The organism is Niallia taxi, from assembly GCF_032818155.1.
GTDB classification, from domain to species: domain Bacteria; phylum Bacillota; class Bacilli; order Bacillales; family Cytobacillaceae; genus Niallia; species Niallia taxi_A.
Map to the genome: position 1 here is coordinate 11,813 of NZ_CP102589.1, position 24,133 is coordinate 35,945.

20 protein-coding genes are annotated in these 24,133 nt (G+C 38.7%); 4 read left to right on the forward strand and 16 right to left on the reverse strand.

Going from position 1 to position 24,133, the window contains the following annotated elements; all coding sequences use genetic code 11:
• Positions 1-118 precede the first annotated feature (118 nt).
• The gene (locus NQZ71_RS00060; protein WP_144456195.1) at positions 119-1,708 is read right to left on the reverse strand and encodes a response regulator; all 1,590 of its coding nucleotides are present in this window, start codon (positions 1,706-1,708) and stop codon (positions 119-121) included.
• Entirely contained in the window at positions 1,705-3,522 is a 1,818-nt protein-coding gene (locus tag NQZ71_RS00065; protein ID WP_317011157.1) for a cache domain-containing sensor histidine kinase, read from the reverse strand. Before NQZ71_RS00065 ends, NQZ71_RS00060 begins: the two co-directional genes overlap by 4 nt.
• Positions 3,523-3,787: 265 nt before the next feature.
• Between NQZ71_RS00065 and NQZ71_RS00070 the strand changes: the two genes are divergently transcribed.
• The 3 genes from NQZ71_RS00070 to NQZ71_RS00080 all read left to right on the forward strand — a co-directional run bounded on the left by NQZ71_RS00070 (position 3,788) and on the right by NQZ71_RS00080 (position 6,959).
• Positions 3,788-4,753, forward strand: a complete 966-nt coding sequence (locus tag NQZ71_RS00070) for a carbohydrate ABC transporter permease (RefSeq protein ID WP_317011158.1) — start codon at positions 3,788-3,790, stop codon at positions 4,751-4,753.
• Positions 4,753-5,580, forward strand: a complete 828-nt coding sequence (locus NQZ71_RS00075; protein WP_127740205.1) for a carbohydrate ABC transporter permease — start codon at positions 4,753-4,755, stop codon at positions 5,578-5,580. Before NQZ71_RS00070 ends, NQZ71_RS00075 begins: the two co-directional genes overlap by 1 nt.
• A gap of 86 nt (positions 5,581-5,666) precedes the next feature.
• Positions 5,667-6,959 carry an ABC transporter substrate-binding protein gene (locus NQZ71_RS00080; RefSeq protein WP_144456199.1) on the forward strand — a complete coding sequence of 431 codons (1,293 nt, stop codon included), beginning with the start codon at positions 5,667-5,669 and terminating at the stop codon, positions 6,957-6,959.
• Positions 6,960-7,185: 226 nt separating this feature from the next.
• Here the strand turns inward: NQZ71_RS00080 and NQZ71_RS00085 are convergent, their stop codons facing one another.
• From NQZ71_RS00085 to NQZ71_RS00125, 9 genes are all read right to left on the reverse strand, one after another.
• Positions 7,186-8,001, reverse strand: a complete 816-nt coding sequence (locus tag NQZ71_RS00085; protein WP_317011159.1) for a MetQ/NlpA family ABC transporter substrate-binding protein — start codon at positions 7,999-8,001, stop codon at positions 7,186-7,188.
• 148 nt (positions 8,002-8,149) lie between these two features.
• Entirely contained in the window at positions 8,150-9,358 is a 1,209-nt protein-coding gene (locus NQZ71_RS00090; RefSeq protein WP_317011160.1) for a 3D domain-containing protein, read from the reverse strand.
• A gap of 171 nt (positions 9,359-9,529) precedes the next feature.
• Positions 9,530-11,317 (reverse strand): methyl-accepting chemotaxis protein, encoded by a 1,788-nt coding sequence (locus NQZ71_RS00095; protein WP_317011161.1) that lies wholly within the window; start codon positions 11,315-11,317, stop codon positions 9,530-9,532.
• A gap of 139 nt (positions 11,318-11,456) precedes the next feature.
• Positions 11,457-12,116, reverse strand: a complete 660-nt coding sequence (gene phoU / locus NQZ71_RS00100; RefSeq protein WP_317011162.1) for a phosphate signaling complex protein PhoU — start codon at positions 12,114-12,116, stop codon at positions 11,457-11,459.
• A 13-nt stretch (positions 12,117-12,129) separates the two neighbouring features.
• Entirely contained in the window at positions 12,130-12,903 is a 774-nt protein-coding gene (pstB, locus tag NQZ71_RS00105) for a phosphate ABC transporter ATP-binding protein PstB (RefSeq protein ID WP_317011163.1), read from the reverse strand.
• A 12-nt stretch (positions 12,904-12,915) separates the two neighbouring features.
• A complete protein-coding gene (gene pstB / locus NQZ71_RS00110; RefSeq protein WP_127740220.1) occupies positions 12,916-13,743 on the reverse strand; it encodes a phosphate ABC transporter ATP-binding protein PstB in 828 nt (275 codons plus the stop codon).
• A 19-nt stretch (positions 13,744-13,762) separates the two neighbouring features.
• On the reverse strand, positions 13,763-14,650 hold the full coding sequence (pstA, locus tag NQZ71_RS00115; RefSeq protein WP_144456209.1) for a phosphate ABC transporter permease PstA: 888 nt from the start codon (positions 14,648-14,650) through the stop codon (positions 13,763-13,765).
• Entirely contained in the window at positions 14,650-15,573 is a 924-nt protein-coding gene (gene pstC / locus NQZ71_RS00120) for a phosphate ABC transporter permease subunit PstC (RefSeq protein ID WP_260054026.1), read from the reverse strand. The genes pstA and pstC overlap by 1 nt, the downstream gene beginning before the upstream one ends.
• A gap of 81 nt (positions 15,574-15,654) precedes the next feature.
• Positions 15,655-16,557 (reverse strand): phosphate ABC transporter substrate-binding protein, encoded by a 903-nt coding sequence (locus tag NQZ71_RS00125; protein ID WP_144456214.1) that lies wholly within the window; start codon positions 16,555-16,557, stop codon positions 15,655-15,657.
• Positions 16,558-16,845: 288 nt separating this feature from the next.
• On the opposite strand from NQZ71_RS00125, the gene NQZ71_RS00130 reads away from it, so the two are divergent.
• A complete protein-coding gene (locus NQZ71_RS00130) occupies positions 16,846-17,607 on the forward strand; it encodes an IclR family transcriptional regulator (RefSeq protein WP_144456216.1) in 762 nt (253 codons plus the stop codon).
• A 59-nt stretch (positions 17,608-17,666) separates the two neighbouring features.
• Here the strand turns inward: NQZ71_RS00130 and NQZ71_RS00135 are convergent, their stop codons facing one another.
• The 5 genes from NQZ71_RS00135 to NQZ71_RS00155 form a co-directional block, all read right to left on the reverse strand.
• Positions 17,667-18,614: a sugar kinase gene (locus tag NQZ71_RS00135; protein ID WP_144456218.1), complete on the reverse strand. Its 948-nt coding sequence runs from the start codon at positions 18,612-18,614 to the stop codon at positions 17,667-17,669.
• A gap of 44 nt (positions 18,615-18,658) precedes the next feature.
• Complete coding sequence (gene kdgT / locus NQZ71_RS00140; protein ID WP_144456220.1) at positions 18,659-19,648, reverse strand: 2-keto-3-deoxygluconate transporter; 990 nt, start codon at positions 19,646-19,648, stop codon at positions 18,659-18,661.
• Positions 19,649-20,483: 835 nt separating this feature from the next.
• A complete protein-coding gene (gene rlmD / locus NQZ71_RS00145; protein ID WP_275009604.1) occupies positions 20,484-21,854 on the reverse strand; it encodes a 23S rRNA (uracil(1939)-C(5))-methyltransferase RlmD in 1,371 nt (456 codons plus the stop codon).
• Positions 21,855-22,036: 182 nt separating this feature from the next.
• Positions 22,037-22,975: a diacylglycerol kinase gene (locus tag NQZ71_RS00150; protein ID WP_144456224.1), complete on the reverse strand. Its 939-nt coding sequence runs from the start codon at positions 22,973-22,975 to the stop codon at positions 22,037-22,039.
• Between the two features lie 204 nt (positions 22,976-23,179).
• Entirely contained in the window at positions 23,180-24,115 is a 936-nt protein-coding gene (locus NQZ71_RS00155) for a hypothetical protein (protein ID WP_144456226.1), read from the reverse strand.
• Positions 24,116-24,133 lie beyond the last annotated feature (18 nt).

The following is a 24,133-nucleotide window of genomic DNA, read 5'->3' on the forward strand; positions in this document are numbered from 1 at the left end:
AGCATACCCACAAGATTGAAACTGCTTACATTGAGCAAATAGGGTGGAATATATTGAACATCCTTTTACCCTTATATTAGTAAATAAAACAATTTAGACCTATTTTTTACCTTTTAAACTATCCGCTAATCTTTGAATCTCTATATTCATTTGGGGTAACACCAACTGTTTTCTTAAACAGCTTCCGGAAATACTTATCATCCTGATATCCTATCAGATTAGCAATCTCATAAATTTTCAGCGAGCTGTTCACAAGCAGGGATTTAGCCTTTTCCACTCTTATCTTAGTTAAATAGTCAGTAATCGTGACATGAAATTCTTTTTTGAACTTACGCGAAATATATTCTCTGCTAATATAAAACTGTTCTGAAAGCTCCTGCAATTTAACGTCTCTGTTAAAATTTGCAATAACATATTTTTCAATTTCATAAATAATGCTACTCTCTTTGCTGGCAGCTGCTCTTTTCACCTTTTTCAAAAACACAGCTATATCTCTTTTTATATAAGCCTTATATTCCTCAAGAAGAAAACTGCCCTCAGGTTCAAAAAAGGCATCCATTCTATTGGAGGCACTATCCCATGCACTCGGAAGAGGAATTTGGAAGTGCTTATACCACCGTTCTCCAACAATCCGATATTCCTTTTCAAAATGCAATAGCTGTTTCCATGATAAAAAGCCGTTCTCTGTAAATTCATTTTCTATTTGCTGAATAATGTCTGTAAATGCGCCAATTTCTCCTGTTTGCATGGCCATCTTGATCGCTGTGTTGTGTTTCATTAAGCTTTTCCACTCTAGCTTAGGCAAAACTGGTTTAATATAAACTCTTGTTTCCCGTTTTTCAAGAACATTCATAGATAAAAGCTGCTCTTTTCCCAATTCATAAGAGTCCATTAGCTTTGCAAGCTCACTTACAGGTCCGCCAACCGCTATCGGACAGGAAATATTAAAGGTTGCGCGGATTTTTTGATAGATTTCTGTCAGTTGCCTGTCCACATCCTCTGCCTTATTCCAAAGGATAATAGCGATTTCTCCTTTATTCGCTAAATAGCGGAACGCAATGCCGGCTCTTTTTTCATTTAAGGCTTCACTTATAATATTCAGGATCGAAAAATAAGCTAATTCCCTGTCCTTATTGAAATTCTCAATTGTTTTTTCCGTTAAGAACATAACAGCAACCCTGTATTCACTTGCTAAATAGAATTGGAATTCGCGAAAAACCTCTTCGTTAACTGATCTACTTGTTAAAAAATGGGTTAGTTTTCTGTCCCGGTATGCAGGCTTCATCTTATTAATAAGCTGGTCAAAGTTCAGCTTCTTTTTTCTATCTAACTCCTCTTCATTCCACTTTTCCACTGCATTTTTAAGGGTATTATTCAAGATTTCAGGATCAACTGGTTTTAATAGATAATCAAAGCTGTTGAAATGAATCGCCTTACGCATATAATCATAGTCATCATAACCTGTGATAACAACCGTTTTGCTTGTCGGTCTATTTTCCTTAATCCATTCAAGCAATTTTGTTCCGTCCATTTTCGGCATCTTCATATCAGAGAAAATTAATTCTGGCTTATAACGCTCAATGAGCTGTATCGCATCTTCCCCATTGCTCGCCTCATAAATCTCTTCTATATTATTTTCTTCCCAATTCGCAAGCAGCCGAATGCCTTCCCTTACATGCTTTTCGTCATCAACGATTAAAACCTTCATTTTTCCTGCACCCCATTAAGTTTCTTCGGAATATATATTTCTACCATAAACCCGTGCTCTTCCTTGCCGCTTATGATCATTTCAGCCTGATTGTTATAATAAATTTGCAGCCGCTCATAAATATTTTTCAGGCCGATTGATTCCCTTTGACCAGGTTCAGTGACAGCCTCCTTCCTATAAAGCTTTTGCCTGATTTCCTGAAGCTGCTTTTGGTTAACCCCCTTGCCATTATCGCTAACAGACAGAACAATATAGTCATTCAATAATGTGGCTTGAATAGAAATTTCCTCAGGCTTGTCCTGGTCTGCAAAACCATGTTTGAAGCAATTCTCAACAATTGGCTGGAGAATCATTTTCGGAACATGCAAGCTCCCAATTCCTGGAGTAATATCAATAGTGTACTCAAAGCGCTCATCAAACCGCTGCTTTTGCAAGGATAGATAGCTTTGTGCATGCTTAACTTCCATCGTAAATGGAACAATATCCTCCTGCATATTCATGCTATACCTCATTATGTTTGATAACGACGTAAGCAGCGAATAAACATTTGCTGCTTTTGCCTTTAATGCCAACGTTCCAATTGATTGCAGGCTGTTATATAAAAAGTGCGGATTAATTTGGGACCGTAGCACCCTTAGCTGTGATGCTTTGTTTTCTATCTCCAGCTTATATTCTTTATCAATCAGCAAATTAATTTTCCCTATCATCGATTTAAAGTGTTTGCCGAGCATGCCAATTTCATCATTTCCTAATGAGTCAAAATCTGCTTCCAGTTGGCCTTTTTCTACCTTTTTCATATTGGCAATCAATACTTTAATTGGCGCTGTTACCTTAACTGAAACAAGTGACGTAATTAATAACACGATTGCTAAGGCTATAACGCCAATTAAGCTATTCATCACAACAGTTTCTCTTGCTGTCTGGTATAAAACGGCATAAGGAATCCGCTTTGCTATATACCAGTCTTTTTCTTGGACAGAGAACTTCTGGAATACAATCACACCTGAAAAGTCCTTATCCTCCCATTCCAGACTATGCTTGTCTCTCTCTTTCGTTATTTTATTAAACCAATTATCTGCCATCCCTTTACCTATTTCCTCTTTAGATGAGGAATAAATGATTTTCCTTTGATCATCCACAATATACAAATCTTCCTCTTCTGCTGTATATAGCCGTTCCGCTATGCTCGCAATTCTTGACAGGTTGATATCAATGGACAGAAACCCGAGAAAATCCTCTGAAGGGATGTTTCGAATGATATTATGAAAGCTTAACACATTCACTTTCTCTGAATTCGGTATTTCAGAAATATTGTTGTAGCTGTATATTTCATGAGGCGCCTCAATTAACGAATAGTCTGTCGTGTTCGTCTTAAATTGAGCATAATAAGGGTGGTCAAAGACATTTTTGTACTTAACTCTGGCACTGATTTTGCTGTGATAATTTGTATAAGAGTCAGAACCATTGTTAATGTACAGATGCATTTGCTCTATTTCCGTCCTTGTATTAAACAAATATGCGAGCAGCCTTCTTACCTCTTCCTCATTGACCTTACTGTCATCAGAGATGCCGTTTCCAAGCACATTCATGAAAGGAGTATAGCGATACAGTACAGACGACATCTGAGCAATATCCTCGAGATAGACGGACAGCTCTTCCTCACCTTTTTTGATAAAGTCATAGTTAGTTGTGACAGATCTTTCTTTAATAGAGTCGATCGTATAGTAATAAGTAATGATGATTCCCGTTCCGAAAGGGAGAATTGTTGCAATCATCAGCAGCAGTATAAGTTTCTTCCGAATTCCCCATTTCATATGTTTGGTCAGCAGCTCTTAGGTGTCCTCTCCTGACCTCCCCTCCCTTCTATATGTACGAATCAAATTGCACAAGTATGAGCAACTTTTTTTCTTTTATCACATTACTTCTATTAATATATTCACTTTCATTAAATTACTATTCTAAAAAAACAACTCCATTAAGCGAAAAAGGCAGTTTAATATTTTCCACCCTTCTCGTCAATGTAAGCAGTTTCATAAAATTCGTTTATAACTTACATTATACATACAGGAGGTGCGGAAAGTGAACAACGAAAATAATTTGCAGGAACAGAATCGTTCCAATATCGTTACAATTAATAGAAATACAAAAAAACCTGTCACTACAGCCAAGAAAAAGAGGCTTAAAAACGTAGGGCTGTTCACATTATTTGTGGGTCCTGTCTTCCTCGCCTTTACCATTATTGTTTTAGTTCCATTCTTTACAGGAATCTATTATTCTTTTACTGATTGGAACGGTATTACAGGACAAATAAAATGGGTTGGACTGGATAACTTCAAATATTTGTTTACAGAGGATAAACAATTCCAAGAGTCATTCTTACTGACGACGAAGTATACGATTGTCGCCATTATATTGACGAATCTTATCGGCTTTGGTCTGGCGCTTCTGGTCACACAAATGCTGAAAACCCGAAATATATTGCGGACTGTCTTCTTTATGCCTAACCTTCTCGGCGGCTTGCTGCTTGGATTCATCTGGCAGTTCATCTTCGTTAGAGGATTTGCTTCCCTTGGAGAGTTAACAGGCATTCCACTCTTTGAGTTGGCATGGCTTGGCGATGCTAATACAGCGTTTTGGGGAATTGTCATCGTCAGTGTCTGGCAGGGTGCCGGCTATATTATGATTATTTATATTGCGGCATTGCAAAACGTACCACAGGAGCTTATTGAAGCCGCTAAAATTGACGGAGCAAACAAATGGCAAATATTGCGCCATATTACAATGCCTCTTGTTGCGCCTGCTGTAACAATTTGCTTGTTCTTAACAACAGCATCTTCCTTCAAGATCTTTGATGCTAACCTTTCCCTAACAAACGGTGGACCATTTAAGTCAACTGAAATGTTAGCGCTTAACATTTATACAGAAGCCTTTGTCAATAACCGCTATGGTATCGGTGAAGCAAAAGCTTTAATATTCTTCCTTGTTGTGGCAACAATCTCTGTCCTTCAAGTAACACTTTCTAAGAAGAAGGAGGTTGAATCCTAATGGGCAACAAATATAATGGAAGAACCTTTATTCTAGAAATATTTGCGATATTAATCGGACTTGTCTTTTTAGTGCCATTTTATTATGTAATTTCAAATTCCTTAAAGCCATTTGCGGAAATTTTGACGAATACATCTGCATTGCCTAAGGCACTTCAATTTCAAAACTATGTTAGTGCATTTGAAAAACTAGATTACTTGAAGGTTTTGGGTAATTCATTAATCATCACAATAGCAAGTAATATCGTTCTCGTTGTTTTCTGTTCAATGGCTGCGTACATGCTTGTCAGAACAAAAAAGAAAATTTCTAATATTATCTTTATGTCCTTTGTTGCGGCAATGATTATTCCATTCCAATCAATCATGATTCCTTTAATCAAGACAGCAGGAAGCCTTAATCTGCTTAACAGCATCTGGGGACTTGTTATCATGTATTTAGGGTTTGGGTCTGGTATGACTATCTTCTTGTATCACGGATTTATTAAAGGAATACCGGTAGAATTGGAAGAGGCAGCCATCATTGATGGATGTTCACGATTCGGCTTGTTCTGGCGCATTGTCTTCCCGCTTCTTAAGCCGATAACTGTGACAATCGTTATCTTAAACAGCCTTTGGATCTGGAATGACTATCTGCTTCCATCCCTAGTCTTACAAAATCCAGATTTAAGAACGATTCCTTTGGCAACCTTCTTCTTCTTCGGTCAATATACGAAGCAATGGGATTTAGCACTTGCAGCATTGATGCTCGGTATCATCCCATTATTAATTTTCTTCTTTGCGATGCAAAAACACATCATCAAGGGGATTACAAGCGGCTCTATCAAGTAACGTACTTAACGGGATCTACCTCCATCCTTTCTTAAAAGGATGGAGATCCATATAAAAATTTTTTCCTAATTCAGGAGGGGAAACCAATGGGTTTTAAATTCAAAAAATTTTCATTAGCAGCAGGTGTTTTGTCTGCGACACTTTTACTTGCAACTGCATGTTCCAACGAAACGGCTTCTGATAATTCCGGCAGCAAGGACGGCAAGGTTGTTGTTGATATATTCAACGGCAAGGTTGAAATTGCTGACCAATTAAAAGCACTTACAGATGCATATACAAAAGAGCATCCTGACGTTTCTTTCAACATTGAATCTGTCGGAGGCGGCGCTGACGGCTCAGCTGCACTAAAAGCAAAATTCGCTTCCAATAAAGCTCCAGATATCTTCGGCAATGGCGGCTACCAAGAAGCCCTTACTTGGAAGGATAAATTCGAGGACCTATCTGATCAGCCTTGGGTTAAGGACGCTTATGAAAGCGCATTAGTACCGATGACAATTGACGGTAAAGTATACGGACAGCCAGTAAACTTAGAGGGTTATGGATTTGCCTATAATAAAGAATTATTTACAAAAGCAGGAATTACAGAGCTTCCAACTACTTTCACTGAATTAGAAGCAGCAGCAGAAAAACTAAAAGCTGCAGGCATTACTCCATTCTCCATCGGTTATGGCGAGTGGTGGGTACTAGCAAATCACGGCTTGAACGTGCCATTTGCTTATCAGGATGATGCAGATGCTTTCATTAAAGGCTTAAATGATGGTACTTCCAAAATTGAAGGAAATGAGTATTTTAACAAATACTTTGACTTGTTAGACGTAACTTTGAAATACGGCAACAAAAATCCTTTAACAACAGACTATAATACACAAGTAACTCTATTTGCCACAGGTGAAGCAGCGATGATTCAACAAGGTAACTGGATTCAGCCGATGCTAGACAAATTGGATCCAAACTTGGAAGTTGGCTTTATTCCTATGCCGCTTAGCGATGATAAAGAGCAATCAGATAAATTAATGATTGACGTTCCAACAAACTGGGTTGTCCACAATGGAGCTCCAGATGCTGATAAAGAGGCAGCTCTTGACTTCTTAAACTGGATGGTCACTTCTGACACAGCGAAAACTATGTTAGTAAAAGACTTCAAATATGTACCTGCATTCAAAACAATTGAAGCAAGTGCAGATGATATCGGTCCACTAGGTGCTGAACTTCAGAAATACTCTCAAGAAGGCAAAACATATACTTGGCAGTTTATGAAATACCCAGATGGCGCTGGACAGGAATTTGGTGCTAGCCTGCAGGCATATGTTGGTAAAGAAAGCACAAGAGAAGAAACAATGAAAGCTCTTGATGAAACTTGGAATAAACTGAAAAAATAACTCTACCAACAAAAAAAGCAGTGTTCTCTTTAAGTGAGAGAAACTGCTTTTTTAGTCTTTAAAGCTTCACAAACTTGTTATGAAAAGTTGATAGTTTTGTCATAATTTCTTCATATTTGCGGGGTACAATAAGTATATGTTAAGACAATTACTCTTTTTCAAGTTCCCCCTTGAAATAGATATACTTTGGAAATCCAGCTAGTAATAGCTGGATCTTTTTTTTACCTTAAAATGCTGGTAATGCAGAATCTTTAAAGTCTTCCTCAAGGAATTTCTTCACTTCTGGTCCTGTCATTTTTTCAGCTAGCAGCTTAATTGCTTCTGAATCAGCATTATCCTTACGCGCTACAAGTGTAATAGCGAATGCAGACTCTACTCCTTCTGTTAAAAGAGCATCCTTGTTTGGCTTCAAGCCTAACGGTTCAGCATAAGCAGGAGTCATGATCGTTAAATCTGTATCTTCATATACACGGGCAAGCATAAGTAAATCCACTTTTTTAATTTTAAAGTTACGTTTATTTTCAACAATATCTGCCTCTGTAGCATCTGTGCTAGTTGCATCATCTTCCAGCTTGATCAATCCATATTTATCCATAAGGGCAAGAGATCTGCTTATATTAGTTGGATCATTCGCAATAGCCACAGTTGCTCCATCTGGAAGGTCATCCAATGATTTATATTTAGGAGAATAACCGCCATATACAGCATGGTAAATCGGCTGAACTGCCACTAAATCAGCATTGGAATTTTTGTTGAACTGCTCCATATACGGTACGTGCTGGAAGAAGTTAGCATCCACTTCTTTGTTTGCCAAAGCATTATTCGGCTGAACATTATCATTTAGAACAACAATCTCTAAATTAATGCCTTCCTCCTTCATCAAAGGCTTCACTATTTCTAAAATATCCGTCATAGGAGGGATTAAGGAAGCCACTTTAAGCGTTTGTTCCTTTTTCTCTTTCGGTTCTTCTTTATCTGCATTGCTGGCGCATCCTGCAAGGCACAGGACACTGAACAAAATGAATAACATTAATTTTTTCATATGTAGCTCCTTCAATTTTTTCTGGCACATTTGCCAGAAGTAATTATAGCATGATTCCTTCCAGTATGAGAATTATTCTCAAATATTCTGATATTTCATACAAAATCAAAAAAGGTGCAAAGCTCAGTTGCTTTGCACCATATCATTATTAATCAAGTATTTTCACTTTAACTGTCTTGCGTCCCCAAGCTTTTGCTTTGCCGTTATTAGGCATCAGAACGTCAATTTTATGGCCTTTAATAGCACCGCCTGTATCGCCAGCGATTGCCTCACCATAGCCTTCTACCCAAACTTTGCTGCCTAATGGGATAACTGAAGGATCAACTGCAATCAGCTTCATGTTCGCATTCTTTTTGATATTATAACCAAGGGCTGTATAATCAGACTTTGTGCTTTCATGGCTGTATGCTGTTGCAGATACATAAATTGTCTCTGAACTGCTGCTTTCCTTTTTAGAGCTTGAATTCTTATTTGAATTTGAGCTTGAGCTTGAATTACTCTTACCTTTAGATGATGAAGAAGATTTGGGTGCCTCAGTCGTTTCAGCAGATACTGCTGTTTGCTGCTGCACAATTACCTTTTTACGTGCTGCTGCCTCTTCCTGCTGTTTCTTGATGCTTTCCTCTGCATCCTTCAATTCTGCTTGAATAGCTGCCTTTTCTGACTCTGCTATCTTAATTTCCTTTGAGATGCTTTTGTACTTATTATTTGCTTCAGATACAGCGGCCTGTCTTTTTTCCAGGTTCGCTTCAAGAGCAGATTGATTTTCAGCTAATGATTCATAGCTTTGCTGAAGCTCTGCCTCTTTATCGTCAACATCCTTCTTTTCTGCCTCAATAGTCTCTAGATCCTGCTGCTGCTGTTCCAGAAGGTCTTTATCGCCATTATAGAAAGCTGATACAGCTGCTGCACGATCAATGAAATCTGATAAATCTTGAGCATTAAGTATAACTTCCATAATTATGTTTGTTTTATCTGTATTTTGTAAGGCTACCAATCTATCCTTCATGACATCCTTACGTTCTAGCACTTTATCTTCTAACTCAACAATCTGATCTTTTTTCTCTTCTATCAGAAGTTTTGTCTCTTCTATTTTACCTTCGATGGATGAGATTTCTTTTTTACTAGCCTCTAATTGGCCTTCTGTAGACTCAAGCTCATCCTGCACAGCTTTAAGCTCTTTCGATGCTTGCTGCTGTTCTTGCTCTTTTTCATCGAGCAATCTATCGTTTTCTTCTAGTTTGCTTTTACCATTTGTAAGTGTTTCTTGACTCGTTTCTGCATGTGCCATCAATGAAGTAGAAAAAAAAGAAGCACATATTAATGATAAAACCATCATTTTTTTAATCAGACTCATCTTAAAACCCCTTTCCATTAAGTTATAACACATGAAAGGGGCTGTTAAATTACAATTCTATTAAATTAACGAGTCAATTCCTTTAAAAAACGCTTACACGCTGGAATGTTTTACTAGTAATGTGTTTTATTTCTATTAAAAATTCTATCATTTACCAAACAGCTTTTTTTATTACATCTTAAAATTCTTCACAAGTGCTGATAAATTATTTGCTTCTGAAAGCATTTCCTTTGTTCTAGCAAAGATATGTTCTAGCTCTCCGTCCTGCTCCTGCAAGGATCCGGACGACGAAACAGCACCTGCGGCAAAAGTTTGTGAAGCCTCTGCTGCCACTTCTACACCTGCTTTAATCTCCAAACTGCCAGCCATAAGTTGTGCAAGTGTATTTGATATTACAGCAATGTTACAAACCATGTCTTCCACTTCCGTCTTTATTGTTTCAAAGCCCTCTCCAGTTTGCTTGATTTTAACGGAGCCATTCTCTAACTCTTGAAAACCGTTCTTTAGAGAGCGGGATACTGCTTCTGAAACATTTTGCACCGCTGTTACTGTACTGTTGATTTCCACCAATGATGTTTCCACTTGATTAGCAAGATTTCTCACTTCATTTGCCACTACTGCAAAGCCTTTGCCTGCTTCACCTGCTCTTGCTGCTTCAATTGCAGCATTTAATGCCAGCAGGTTTGTTTGTGCGGCAATCCCTTTTATTGACTCAACTAGTGTATGAATATTTCTTGTTTTCTCTTCCATTCCTAGCACTTCTTCATATGTGTCTCGTATCATCTCGTATACAATATTAGTTTGAGTAATCGACTCTTTCATCGAATTATGCCCTTTCAATGTTACAGAGAGAACCTTTTCAGAGCTATCCTTCACCATTGCTCCATTATCTGCGGCAACTCCAAGCTGTCTGTTAAAGGACTTGTATGCGGCAATCAGCTGGCTTGTACCCTCTCCCTGCTGTTCTGCACTCGCGGATAAAGCTGCCATCGTTTCAGATATCTGCTGACTTGTATGCTTAACATTTGATGAGCTGTGAGCGAGCTCCTCGCTGTTGTTATTAACAGAAACAGCAGCGTTCCCAATACTGTTCACCATACTCCTCAGACTGTAAATCATGCCATTAATTGCTGTTTCCAGCTGGCCAATCTCATCCTTGCCATCATAAAGAGATTCTTCCTCCAACAAGTCTCCTTGCGCTACTCTGCTAGCTCTTTGCACAACCCTTTCTAGGTTGTTTTTTAAAGAACGGGAGACAAAGTAAACAAAGACTCCACTGAAGATAGCAGACATCGCTGCAGCTGCTATTATGAGCCAAACAAAGAACGTCATGCTCTGTTCCATGTTCTGCATCGTATTATTACGGTCTGACTCTACATAGTTAACTAAGTCCGCAAGTATCGCTGCATTATCCTCTCTAAGCTGTGCGATTTCCATCCTTGCGTCCGTGTAAATCTTTTCATCTAGTCTTACAACCGCCGGAGCCACAGTCCGAATAAACAAATCATCTATCTTTTCATTATTCTCTTCTATTTTATTAATCAGCTGTTTTTGCTCTTTATCTGCAATTGTCCCATTTAAGCTATCTAGCGACTCATTTAGTTCGTTTCGCAGCTGTCGATAGCTTTTAATGTCCTCATCTTTTAAAAAGGTGATATAGTCCGCAATACGGATATCCTTTGCTCGTATAAGAGAGCCTATTTCCTCAATTGCCGCAGCCTTTTCTCCCTGATTTTTTATATCGATTGTTTTTGACCAGAACATATTGAGCAATATAATTACAACTATTGTTGTAGCGAAAAACAGAACAGTGTTAAAACCAAACAGTAAATAGAGCTTTGACCTAACTTGCATATCCTTCCATCTAAATGAGGTTTTCTCCCGATTCTTACTCTTTGCCTTCTTTTTAACAATATTGAATGTCCTTGGCTTCAGCTTGAATTTCCATTTCCCAGACATGACTTTCCTCCTGCAAAAAAAGATAAATAAGACAATATACCTAATTACCAATATGAAGGATTTAAGAAGTTATATCTACAAATTTACGGAAATTTTACAAAAATATAACAATAAAAAAACCAGCAGATAAATCTGCTGATTATGTGTTCAAATCGTATCTTTTTCCAGTTACTAAATAGATAACATTTTCGGCAATATTCGTAACATGGTCGCCGATTCGTTCGATGTATCTGCAGACGAAGGCAAGCTGTGTTACCTGCTTTGTTTCACTTGGGTGCTCACGGATATAACCCATAAGTTCCTGAATAAGACGGCCATACATTGCATCAATCTCATCATCCTTTTCAGCACTTGCTTTTGCTATAACCGTATCCTCCGTATAGAAGGCTGTTAAAGATTCCCTTAGCATATTTAGTGCCTTCTCCATCATAAGCGGTATTTCCACTATATCCTTAATATGCGGTTCACTGCCAATATGAATGGTGGATTTAGCAATGTTAACAGCCATATCGGCAATCCGTTCCACTTCAGACGAAATTTTGAGAGCTACGATTATTTTTCTTAAATCTGTTGCTACTGGGGATTCTTTTGCGATTAACAAAATTGCCTGATCGTTAATCTTATTTTCCATTTCGTCAATTTTGTTGTCTCCTTCAATTACTTCCTCAGCCTTCTGCAAATCTTGGCTAACTAAGGAAACCATTGCTTTTTTGATGGCATATTCTGCTTCTTCCGCCATATCTAAAAGACTTTGTTTTAATTCTTTAAGATTACTGTCAAAATTCGTCCTAGTGTTCATCCCTGCACCCCAATCATCCAAATCGTCCGGAAATATAATCTTCTGTTCTTTGGTCAGCCGGTCTTGAGAAAATTTTAGATGTTTCGTCAATCTCCACTAGCTCTCCCATTAAGAAAAAGGCTGTCTTGTCTGAAACACGTGCTGCCTGTTGCATATTATGTGTCACGACAACAATTGTATATTTCTCCTTCAATTCAAGCATCAGCTCTTCAATTTTCAATGTTGAAATTGGGTCAAGAGCAGATGTAGGTTCATCCATTAAAAGCACATCAGGCTTTGTCGCAAGCGCTCTTGCGATGCAAAGACGCTGCTGCTGCCCACCTGAAAGTCCCATCGCCGGAGTATGCAGACGATCCTTTACCTCATCCCAAAGTGCAACGTCACGAAGTGATTTTTCTACAATCTCTTCAAGCACCTTTTTTCGTTTTTCGCCATGAATTCTCGGCCCATATGTTATATTTTCAAAGATTGTTTGCGGAAATGGATTTCCCTTTTGGAAAACCATGCCGACATTTTTGCGCAAATCAACAAGATCCATTTTTTTGTTAATAATGTTTTTGCTTTTATAGTTAATTTCACCAGACATCTTAACGTTTGGCACCATATTAATCATCAAGTTTAAAGTTTTAATAAAAGTCGATTTACCACAGCCGGATGGACCGATAATAGCCGTAACTTCATTGCGGTTAATCGGGAAATTGATATTTTTCAAGGCATGGTGATCTCCATACCAAAGGTTTAAATCATTTATTTCAAATACAGGCGCGTGCGTAACTGCTGTTGACATGATAGTCCCCCCTTATCCAAATCTGCCGGAAATATACTCTTCTGTCTTTTTAACAGATGGGTTTGTAAAAATTTTCTCTGTCGCATCAAACTCAATTAAATCTCCGCTCAAGAAGAAGGCAGTCTTATCCGAAATTCTTGAAGCCTGACCCATGTTATGTGTAACAATTAAAATAGAATATTCCTTCTTCAATTCCACAATTAACTCTTCGACCTTGGCATTTGAAATCGGGTCAAGAGCAGATGAAGGCTCATCAAGAAGCATAAGTGAAGGCTTCATTGCAATTGTACGGGCAATGCAAAGTCTTTGTTGCTGTCCACCAGATAATGACAAAGCAGATTTATGAAGTCTGTCTTTTACTTCATCCCAAAGTGCTGCTTTCGTTAAGCTCTCTTCTACAAGGACTTCCAACTCACTTTTTTTCTTTATCCCCGCAAACTTCAATGCATGCGCAATATTTTCATAGATTGATTTAGGAAAAGGATTTGGCTTTTGGAACACCATGCCAATCTCTTTTCTTAATGCAACAACATCAATGTTATCACCAAGGATATTCAAGCCTTCATACAGAATCTCTCCTTTTGCTTTAGCTCCAGGAATAAGGTCATTCATTCGATTAATACTGCGAAGGAAAGTTGACTTACCACAGCCAGACGGTCCAATTAATGCAGTGATTGAATTTTTCTCGATATCCATTGAAATGGTATTAACTGCTCGTTTTTCTCCGTAATATATGTCTAAGTCCTTCACTTGAAGGATTAAATCTTTATTTGTAACTGACGTTTCAGAAATCTGTTCTCTGTTAAGGACGGCAGTTCTTGGCAATGTACTTGTATTCATTTTCATCATCCTTACCTAGTTATTTAGATGCTGTAAGTTTACGATGGATTAAACCTCCAATTAAACGCGCACCTAGATTGAAAATCAGCACAGACAAAATCAATACTGCGGAGGCACCGTTTGCGATATCCTCAACATCCGGAATAAGCCCTTGTGTGTTAACAGACCAAATATGAACAGCTAAAGTTTCTGCAGGTCTAAATATATTTAATGGTGAGTTTTCAACGAATGGATTCCAGTTTGCATAATCCAGTCTTGGTGTTGACAATCCAGATGTAAATAATAGCGCAGCCGCTTCCCCGAACACCCTTCCAGAAGCAAGAATTGCACCTGTTAAAATTGATGGAAATGCTGTTGGTAAAAGAATCGTTTTAATTGTATGCCAATGTGTAATTCCTAATGCAAGACTAGCTTCTTTCTGGTCACGTGGCACTGAACGAAGTGCATCTTCACTGACACGCACCATAACAGGCAAGTTAAACACTGTTAATGCCAATGCACCGCCAAGGATTGAATAGCCCCATCCTGTTAGGTTAACGAACATTAATAGACCAAACATACCAATAACAATAGAAGGAAGTGATGCAAGTACCTCGATACAAGTACGAATCGTGTTTGTCACTTTCCCAGGCTTTGCATACTCAGCCATGTAAATTCCGCCGCCCACTCCAAGTGGAACAGTAATAATCATTGTGATAAACAAAATATAAAATGAATTGAACAATTGATCTCTAATTCCACCGCCTGCACGGACATTACTAGATGGATTAGTTAAGAAATCAAGAGATATGTGGCTTACGCCATTAAACAAAATATATGAAAATAATCCGACAAGTACGGATACAATAACGATTGCTATCGCAACAAACACACTGGTTGCGATACGATCTGCTACTCTGCTGTTCATTATACTTTCCTCCTAGATGACAGATAACGGATTAGCAAGATAAATGCGAATGACATAATTAACAAGATTAGCCCCATTGACCATAGTGTATTGTTTTCAACACTTCCATATGTTGTATGACCCATATTTAATGTGATGATAGTTGTCAATGTTCCGGCTGGATCTAAAATGCTTCCAGGGATAATTCTCGTGTTACCGATAACCATTTGAACCGCTAATGCTTCCCCGAACGCTCTTGCCATACCTAAAACGATTGCAGTTAACAATGAAGGAAGGGCAGCAGGAACAAGTACTTTCCTGATTGTTTGCCATCTCGTAGCACCAAGTGCATAAGATCCTTCACGCAATGATTTAGGCAATGTCGCCATTGCATCTGTTGCAATTGTCGTAACTGTCGGCAGGATCATGATTGCTAAGACGATTGTTCCAGATAATAAACTGAAACCAAGTCCGCCTACATGCTCCCTGATAAAAGGCACTAATACTGTAAGCCCTATGAATCCATAAACAACGGAAGGAATACCAACAAGCAACTCAATTACTGGTTGAAGTATTTTCTTCCCCCATGATGGAGCAATTTCAGTCATGAAAATAGCTCCTCCAATTCCAAGTGGTGCTGCAACTAGTGCGGCAAGCATTGTTACCGCAAAAGAACCAAAGATAAAAGGCAGTGCCCCATACATTGGGCTTTCTGGATCAGTAGGATTCCAATTCGTACTGGTTAAGAACTCAATCGGACTTACACCGTTTTTAATGAAAGACTGTAAACCTTTTGTACTTAGGAAAATTGTGATTGCAATAGTAGCAGAAATCATGATAATTGCACATAATGTTACTAAAACTTTACCCCGTACCTCACCATTAAGCCTTGTTTTATTAGATTTGATTAATCTCTCTCTAACAGGAAGTGATGATTTTTCCATAATTTTTGAAGCACCCCTAATTTACGTCATTAATTGGTAATGAGGCAACGCCAGGTCGGCATTGCCCCTTACCTAATTCGTTTATTTTTGATTTCCTTCAGCGTCACGCTCTACTTTCATTTCGCTGCCAGGAATATATCCTTGGTCTTCGATCAATTGTTTTTGCTCATCAGCAGCCATGTAGTCAAGGAATGCTTTAGCAAGTTCATTTGGCTCACCTTTAGTGTAAGCATGTTGGTAAGCCCAAACTGGGAATTCTCCAGTTTTTACTTTTTCATCAGTAGCTTCTACACCGTCAATTGCAAGTGGTGTTACAGTGTCATCAGTGAAGTAAGAAAGTGCAAGGTAACCTACAGCTCCTTCAGTTTCAGAGATGATTTTCTTAACTGTGTTTGAAGAATCCTCCGTAACGCCTTCAGCAGGTGTAGCGCCATCTAATGCATATTTATTGAAAGTTGCACGAGTACCAGAAGAATCTGGACGGTTAACTAATGTAATTTTTTGGTCAGCACCACCAAGGTCTTTCCAGTTAGTGATTTTGCCTGTAAATACTTTAATCAAATCTTCTTTAGATATATCTTTAACTCCAGCAGATGGGTTAACAGCAGCTGTCATGCCTACTACAGCAACTTTGTGGTCAACTAGCTCATCAGCAGGAATTCCTTCTTTTTCTTCAGCAAAAACATCAGAGTTTCCAATATCTACGGAACCTTCAGAAACTTGTGATAAGCCTGTACCAGAACCACCAGCGTTCACTTGGATATCAACTTCTGGATTTTCAGCCATAAACTCTTCAGCAGCAGCAGCTACTAATGGTTGCATTGCAGATGAACCAGAAACTGTCAAAGTGCCTGATAGTTTTTCTTCTGAACCATTATCTTCATTGTTATCTCCACTTGTGTTGTCATTTCCTCCGCATGCAGCGATGAATGCCATAAGTGCTGCAACAAGCAGAAGCAGGCTTAGCTTTTTCAAACTTTTCATTTCTTTAATTCCCCCTAAGGATATGTTGGTGTTTTGTCCTACAAGAATTAGAATAAGGGAAAACTATTAATGTTGTTTGAATCAATTGTAAAGGTTTTGTAAATGCTAGTTTTTTGTGAATAATTGTCGAAAAAATGGTTACTATCCCATTATTATAGTTATCAAGTCCCAATATTTATGGACATCCCCCATTAATTCACCAAAAATCCGTTAATTTACAAAAGATTGCTTGTGACGTAATATAGAAGAAAAGGTCCTATTCTCATTTAGATGAAGAGGTATAATACTATGTCAAACGTTCAATCACTGGAAAGAGCATTAACGATATTAAACAAGCTTTCTGAATATCCAGATGGCCTGCAAATCGCCCGCCTGTCCGAGCAGGTTGGCCTCTCCAAAAGCACCGTACACAGACTTTTGGCAACATTAACTAACATGAACTATGTCGAAAAGGACATGGATACAGACAAATATAAGCTTGGATTACAGACACTTTTCCTTGCAAGAAATTTTTTGAACAGCAATACACTTGTTCATACAGCAAAACCGTTTCTGACCAAATTATGTAAGGAAGTCAATGAAACCATTCATTTATGCACACAAGACCGAGAAGAAGTCCTTTATGTGGACAAGATAGAAAGCACACAAACGATTCGCATGTTCTCCCGTGTTGGCAGCAGAGCACCAATGTACTGTACAGCTGTTGGAAAAGTACTATTATCAGGGCTCGATCCCGAAGCTTTAGAAGAATCGCTCTCCAAAATGGAATTTGTCAGCAAAACAGCTGCTACCATCTCATCAAAGGAAGAATTACGCGAGGAAATAGATAAGGTGGAGCAACAAGGCTATGCATTAGATAATAACGAGAATGAAAAGGACTTACGCTGCATCGCTGCCCCTATTTACAACCATGAAGGCAGAATTATCGCAAGCTTCAGCATCTCAGGTCCTAGTACAAGAGTGACAATGGACTTAATAAATGAAGTGTTGGTTGAAAAAATGCAGCATTATAGTGCGGACATATCCCGCCACTTTGGCTTCATCAGCTAATAATAGTAAATAGAAAAAGAGCAAAGCTGCCTCATTGGCACACTTTGCTCTTTTTCTATTTATCTATTTAATTTAGGTTCCATAAAGTCGTTGAGACCTTTTCGGTCAGGGAGTCCATCATTGTCACCTGGAGCCATGACTGCAAGAGCGCCGATTGCTGTTCCTCTTCTAACAGCTTCCTCGAGCGGTAGATCCTCCAACAATGCACTCGTCACACCAACAGCAAACCCATCTCCAGCACCAACTGTGTCAATGACTTTGTGAACCTTAAAACCTTCTGTATAGAATTTTTTATCCTCAGAACTAGTATAAGCCCCTTTTGGTCCAAGCTTTATGATTACGGTTTTTACACCAGCAGCATGATAAAATTGAGCTATTCCTTCAGGAGTTTCTCTGCCCGTAAGCAGCCTTCCCTCTGCCATGCCAGGAAAGACAATATCAGCTAAAAAGGCAATGTCATTGATAACTGCCGCCATCTCTTTTTTATCTGGCCAGAGTGCAGGTCTAATATTAGGATCAAATGAAATCGATACCCCTTGCGCTTTCGCCTTACGCGCCAATTCATAAACCATTTCCCTGCAGCTCGTTGATAATGCTGGAGGAATGCCGGTCAAATGGAGATGCTGAAAGTCTGCAATAGACAATGAACTTATTGATTGAATATCCATTGTAGAAGCAGCAGAATTTTTTCTTAAAGCAAACACTTCTGGATCTCCTGCGGAAACCTTTTGCTTCCATTGCATTCCTGTAGCATGCTTGTCGTCAAAGGTAACAAAACTCGTATCAATATCATTATTCTTCAAGAAGCCTTGAATATTTTTGCCGAAGGGATCATTCCCAAGCTTCGTAATATATGTGACATCATGGCCTAAACGAGCCATCCCGATTGAAAAGTTCACTTCTGCTCCTGCCACAAAACGAGCAAACCTATCTACCTCTTCCAAAAGCCCTTCAGACTCTGCCGCAAATAGGGCCATCGGTTCTCCCACAGTAACTATTCTGCTCATACTAACAATCAACTCCTTCTATTAATATAGGAAGAATCTGCTCTTTAAAGTGCACGAGTATTTACGCCACTTCCACTATTCTTGTTGTTCTTTTTTTGCATATATTTATACCAAAAGGCAGTTAATATCGGAACTAAAATGGAGGTTACAATGACAGATGCTGCTACCAATGCTGTTGCAGACTGGGCAATTGGCATAAATTCCGGCTTCATACTTGCAATAATCATTGGATTGGCAACAGCAGCCCCAGCAGTACTTGAAGCCGCAATCCCAGCTGTTCCGTTTCCTCCACCAATAAACTTGTCTGCGAGCATTAATGGAATGCCTGTAACTATAATAACGAGAATACCAAGCAAGACGCCGGCGAAGCCTGTTTTTACAATTACGCCGAGATCAATCGTATTTCCTAATGCAAATCCGAAGAATGGAATCATTGTATGTGTAGCCTTGCTGAAAAAACTTCTAAAATCAGAATCAAGATTTCCTAAAATAAAACCGACTAAAAATGGAAGCACTGCTCCTACAAATGCCTGTGGCTCAAACGCAATCCCAGTTGAGCCAAGAATAAGCATCGTCACAAGCGGACCTGACTCAAGCGACATCAATACAAATGCACCGGCCTCCTCCTTTGTTCCGTATTGCTGCATCATGGACGCATACAAACCACCGTTCGTCATATCCATCGCCGCAACAAGTGTCAAAATCGAAAATCCGGCGAAAAAGCCTGTCTGTACTCCACCCTCTGGCAAAAATGCTCCTGCCACAAGGGCAACAATCCATGCAACCCCAATCTTTGTCACCAGCAGCGTTCCCGATTTCCGCAAAACAACTCCTGTCGATTTCAAATTAATTCCTGCACCCATGCAGAAAAACCAGACAGCAAGAATTGGGATTGTACCTGTCATCAGCCCATTCGTAAACGAGCCGAAATACTCTCCAGATTTTGGTGCAAACGTATGAATAATAGCTCCTACAAACAGCGGAACCAGCATAAGGCCTCCTGGTATTCGCTCAATCGACTTCATGATTTTCATATTAGCATCCTTACCTTCCCATTTAGGTAATTTAAGCAATTGAAAAAGACGCTGCATCTGATATGTAGTAATTGAATTATGCCGCGTGTCAAAGACCTGCTCTTCAACGCATCATCCAGTTCTTCATGCTCTTAGAAACAACTAACGATAATTAATAGAAAAAACTTGCCCTGGCCATGATGGCGTTCACTAATCCAATGAAGAATACGCTTACATATTTAGAAAAAACAAAAAAACAAGTAGCCTCCTTTCAACAACCTAACAAACGTTCCACATCGTGGTACGTTGTTCCATAAAATAATTATACCGCTTACATTTTTATAATTCAATAATTTGGCAAAAGAAAAGGATATTTCGACAGAAAAAAACAATATCTGTTTCAGAAGATATTGTTTTCTTCTATTACTATGTAAACCATTATTCTATAAACTAAGATGCTAACATCTAGCCTTTAAACACGAAAGTTTAAAAGCTTACTTCTTTATTAAATAGCCTCTTTACATAGACACCATCCAAAAATACAGCATATGATTTAGCAGCGTTAAGTGATATTACGCTTTGAATCAAATTATCTAGAGTATTTACGATATTCATGTAGTTGTACCAGTTAATGTGGATATTCACTGAATAATTAGGAGTTTCATCAATAGTTATCAACATTATGAGGTTTATTAATAACAAATGTTAATACTTTCAGGTCTTATCCACAAGGTCTTTCTGTATAAACAAATATTCAAGGTTTACAGAAAGCGATTTATTGTCTTTTCTAGCTATCATTAAAACAAAAAATTCTGGATTCCTTTAGGGAAGTCCAGAATTTTTCCAAGAATTAATATTACACTGTTAATACCAACTGAGCTACAGCCTCAACATGCATTGTCTGCGGGAACATATCCACAGGCTGTACTTCAAGTGTTTTGTAGCCGCCGTCTTCAAGAACGCGCAGGTCTCTTGCTAATGTTGCTGGGTTGCAGGAAACATACACGACTTTTTTTGGCTTCATGTCAATGATTGTTTGTAATAGGGCTTCATCACAGCCTTTTCTTGGCGGATCAACAACTAGAACATCTGCTGTGTTTCCTTCTTTATACCAGTTGGGGATAACTTCTTCTGCTTTACCGACAGCAAAATCCACATTGTGGATATCATTTAGGAGTGCATTTTTGCCAGCGTCTTCGATTGCTTGTGGAACAATTTCTACTCCAAACACCTTTTTTGCTTTTTTCGCGAGGAACAGAGAAATCGTGCCAATACCACAATAAGCATCAATAACGTTTTCTTCGCCTTGCAAATTAGCATACTCTAGTGCTTTATCATATAAAACCTTTGTCTGTTCTGGATTTACTTGATAGAAAGAGCGGGCTGAAATAGCGAACTTCACATCTCCAATATAATCAGTAATTGTTTCTTGTCCCCACAATACATTTGTTATGTCGCCCATAATGACATTTGTTTTTTTGTTATTCACATTGTGGATAATTGATTTTAAACCGGAAATCTCTGTTGCAATTTCATCCACAACTTTATTTTTGTTTGTAATTTCGTTTGTTCTCGTAATAAGCACAATCATCATTTCACCTGTAACTAAACCACGGCGAACCATGATATGACGAAGCTCTCCTTTATGGCGCTCCTCATTGTATGCCTTTACTCCGTACTTTTGACAGATCTCTTTTACTTTTCTTACGACATCATCATTTTCTTCTTGTTGTATAAGGCAGGCTTCCATATTAATAATTTGGTGGCTGCGCTGTTGATAGAAACCTCCTATCAGACCGCCCTCCTGCTCTCCAATTGGCACCTGAGCCTTGTTGCGATAACGCCATGGCTCTTTCATTCCGATTGTCGGGTGAACTACAGCATCGATTTTTCCGATTCTTTCAAGGACATCCTGAACATGCTTATGCTTTACAAGGAGCTGACCTTCATAGTTAAGATGCTGAAGCTGACAGCCTCCGCATTCTTTATAAATTGGACATGGTGCTTCCACTCGATATGGGCTTTTTTCCTGCAATTCAAGCAAACGGCCAAACCCAAAATTTTTATTAGTTTTCACGACTTTAACCTTCGCTTTTTCCCCTGGAAGTCCATTGGGGATAAACAGTGGATAACCTTCAACCTTCGCTACGCCAGAACCTTCATGTGTCAAATCTTCAAATACTATATCTAATATATCGTTCTTTTGAACGGGCAATGTTCTGCTCATTGTCTACTTCCTTTGCTACATGTTATCTATTTTTGAAAAGTATACCGAACAAAATTGTATCATACTTTTCCTGTTATCTATAATCCTGTTGGTTTTTTTAAAGTTTGAAAACAATGGAAATAAGGGGCTTTTTTGGGGATTTGGAGTGGTGGATAGAGTGAGTCCGCACTCACTCTATATCTTTACTCTGCTGTTAGTGTCTCTTCTTTAGGGCGATCTTCATCGCGGATTTGGTCAATTGGAACAAACACCTCAAAATGTCTGTATAAATTAACAAATTCTGCTGGAAGCACCCCACCGAACTCACCATCGAGGTTCAGCTGTACCTTCTCTTCAGATGTTATCTTAATACGGTTTGCACCTACATAAATAACATTCGGATCATTAATATGCTCTCCGCGAAGCGCCAATGTGGCAATACGGATAAAGTCTGCTAGATTGGCTTTTTTTAGGATAAGCAAGGAAAATAGACCATCATTGATCGAAGCACCTGGAGCAAGCTTTTCAAATCCGCCGACAGAGTTTGTCAGACCAATTAAAAACAGCATGACTTCCCCTTCGAATAGCTTTCCGTCATATTCTATCTTTACTTTAGTAGCTTTAATAAAAGGCAGCTTTTCCATACCTTTCAAATAATACGCCAGCTGTCCAAGCATTGTTTTCAACTTGCTCGGCACTTCATACGAAAGCTCAGTCAAATTGCCTCCGCCGCCAATATTGATAAAGTATTTGTCTTCATTTATCCGTCCAATATCGACAGGGATTGTGTCGCCTTTAGCAATTATATCCGCGGCAGCTTCAATGTCTCGCGGGATATGCAAGGCTCTTGCGAAGTCATTAGTTGTACCCACTGGGATAATTCCAAGCTTTGGCCGGTAGTCCTGTTCTGCTAGTCCATTAACTACTTCATTAATTGTGCCGTCTCCGCCAGCTGCAACAACAAGATCATATCTTCTTTCAATTGCAATCCTCGCAGCCTTTGTGGCATCCTCTGGCCCTGTCGTAGCATGACAGGATGTTTCATACCCTGCATTCTCAAGTTTTTTCAGCACCTCCGGTAAATGCTTTTTAAAAGCTTCCCGGCCTGATGTTGGATTATATATAATTCTTGCCCTTTTCATACCCATCATCCTATTTCATAATTTCATGGCTTGTTTTCTATCATCTAACATCATATACGAAAACCACTTCTTTAGGCAATATTTAGTATACTACCAACTGCTTTGTAAAAAAAATTTAGAATTCTGCTATCAATTATACCCAAATAACTAATATCCCAACCCCAATAGGCATCTATAAAAATTAAACAAACGTTTGATTAATACTTACTTTTTATCGTTCAGCTGTAACAGCGCACTATTAAAAACATAGATATGATGGTCGGCTTTTCCCTTTTTATAATTGCCATTATAAGTAGTATCGTCTTCTGTTGATTCATACTCATCAGTGTCTTCCGCTTCCTTCACAAAGCTCCAATTCTGATTCTCTCCATTTTCCACCTGAGTATTCTCCACAGAAACCATTACATCGTTCGTCTCTTGTATATCTATATCAAGCTCACCAGCACCAGACACTTTCCAATCGCTTTTCAATCCGCGTGGATTAATGGATAGGTTGCTTTTAAGATTAGTAATTTCTAATTGAACATCTGTAGGCACAAGCAAGGTAGCATCCATATTGGAATAATCAGAGTAGAACGTCGATGTTTGATACGGTCGCTCTTTCACCCTTATATACAGTGTATCTCCTTTATGTGAAGTGGTGACATAATCCTCCAGTTTAGCTATTTTATCTAATGAACTATCCTGTCTGTATGTACCAAACAAGGAGACGTTTCTGTCATTCGTACCATCTACTTTAAGTTGCCCTATTCCGTCTCCTTCCACAACAACTCTATTGATATCATTGCTGATATTCTGTTCATATGCAGGAAGGTCCAGCGTTCTTTCTTCCTTCTTAATTTCATCCTGAATCAAGTCAATGAAGCCTGAAGTCTGAAGAAACACCATTATAATTCCGGCTGTACCCAATATGCCGACGATAAGAATACTAAATATGTCAAAATTCAGATAAGGTTTCTCCTGCTTGCTTAGAAATAGGTACAGCAGTATTTCTAAACCAAGAACTACAAGAATAACTGGCCACCAAAGCTTTAAAGCAGTTGTAATATCCCACTCTAAAATTTGCGATAGTAACAGGAATACACCAAGAAGCAATAGTGATAATCCCATCGAAAATGTTCCTACTCTCCAAGTCCTCATTCCGTATTTCTCCTCCCT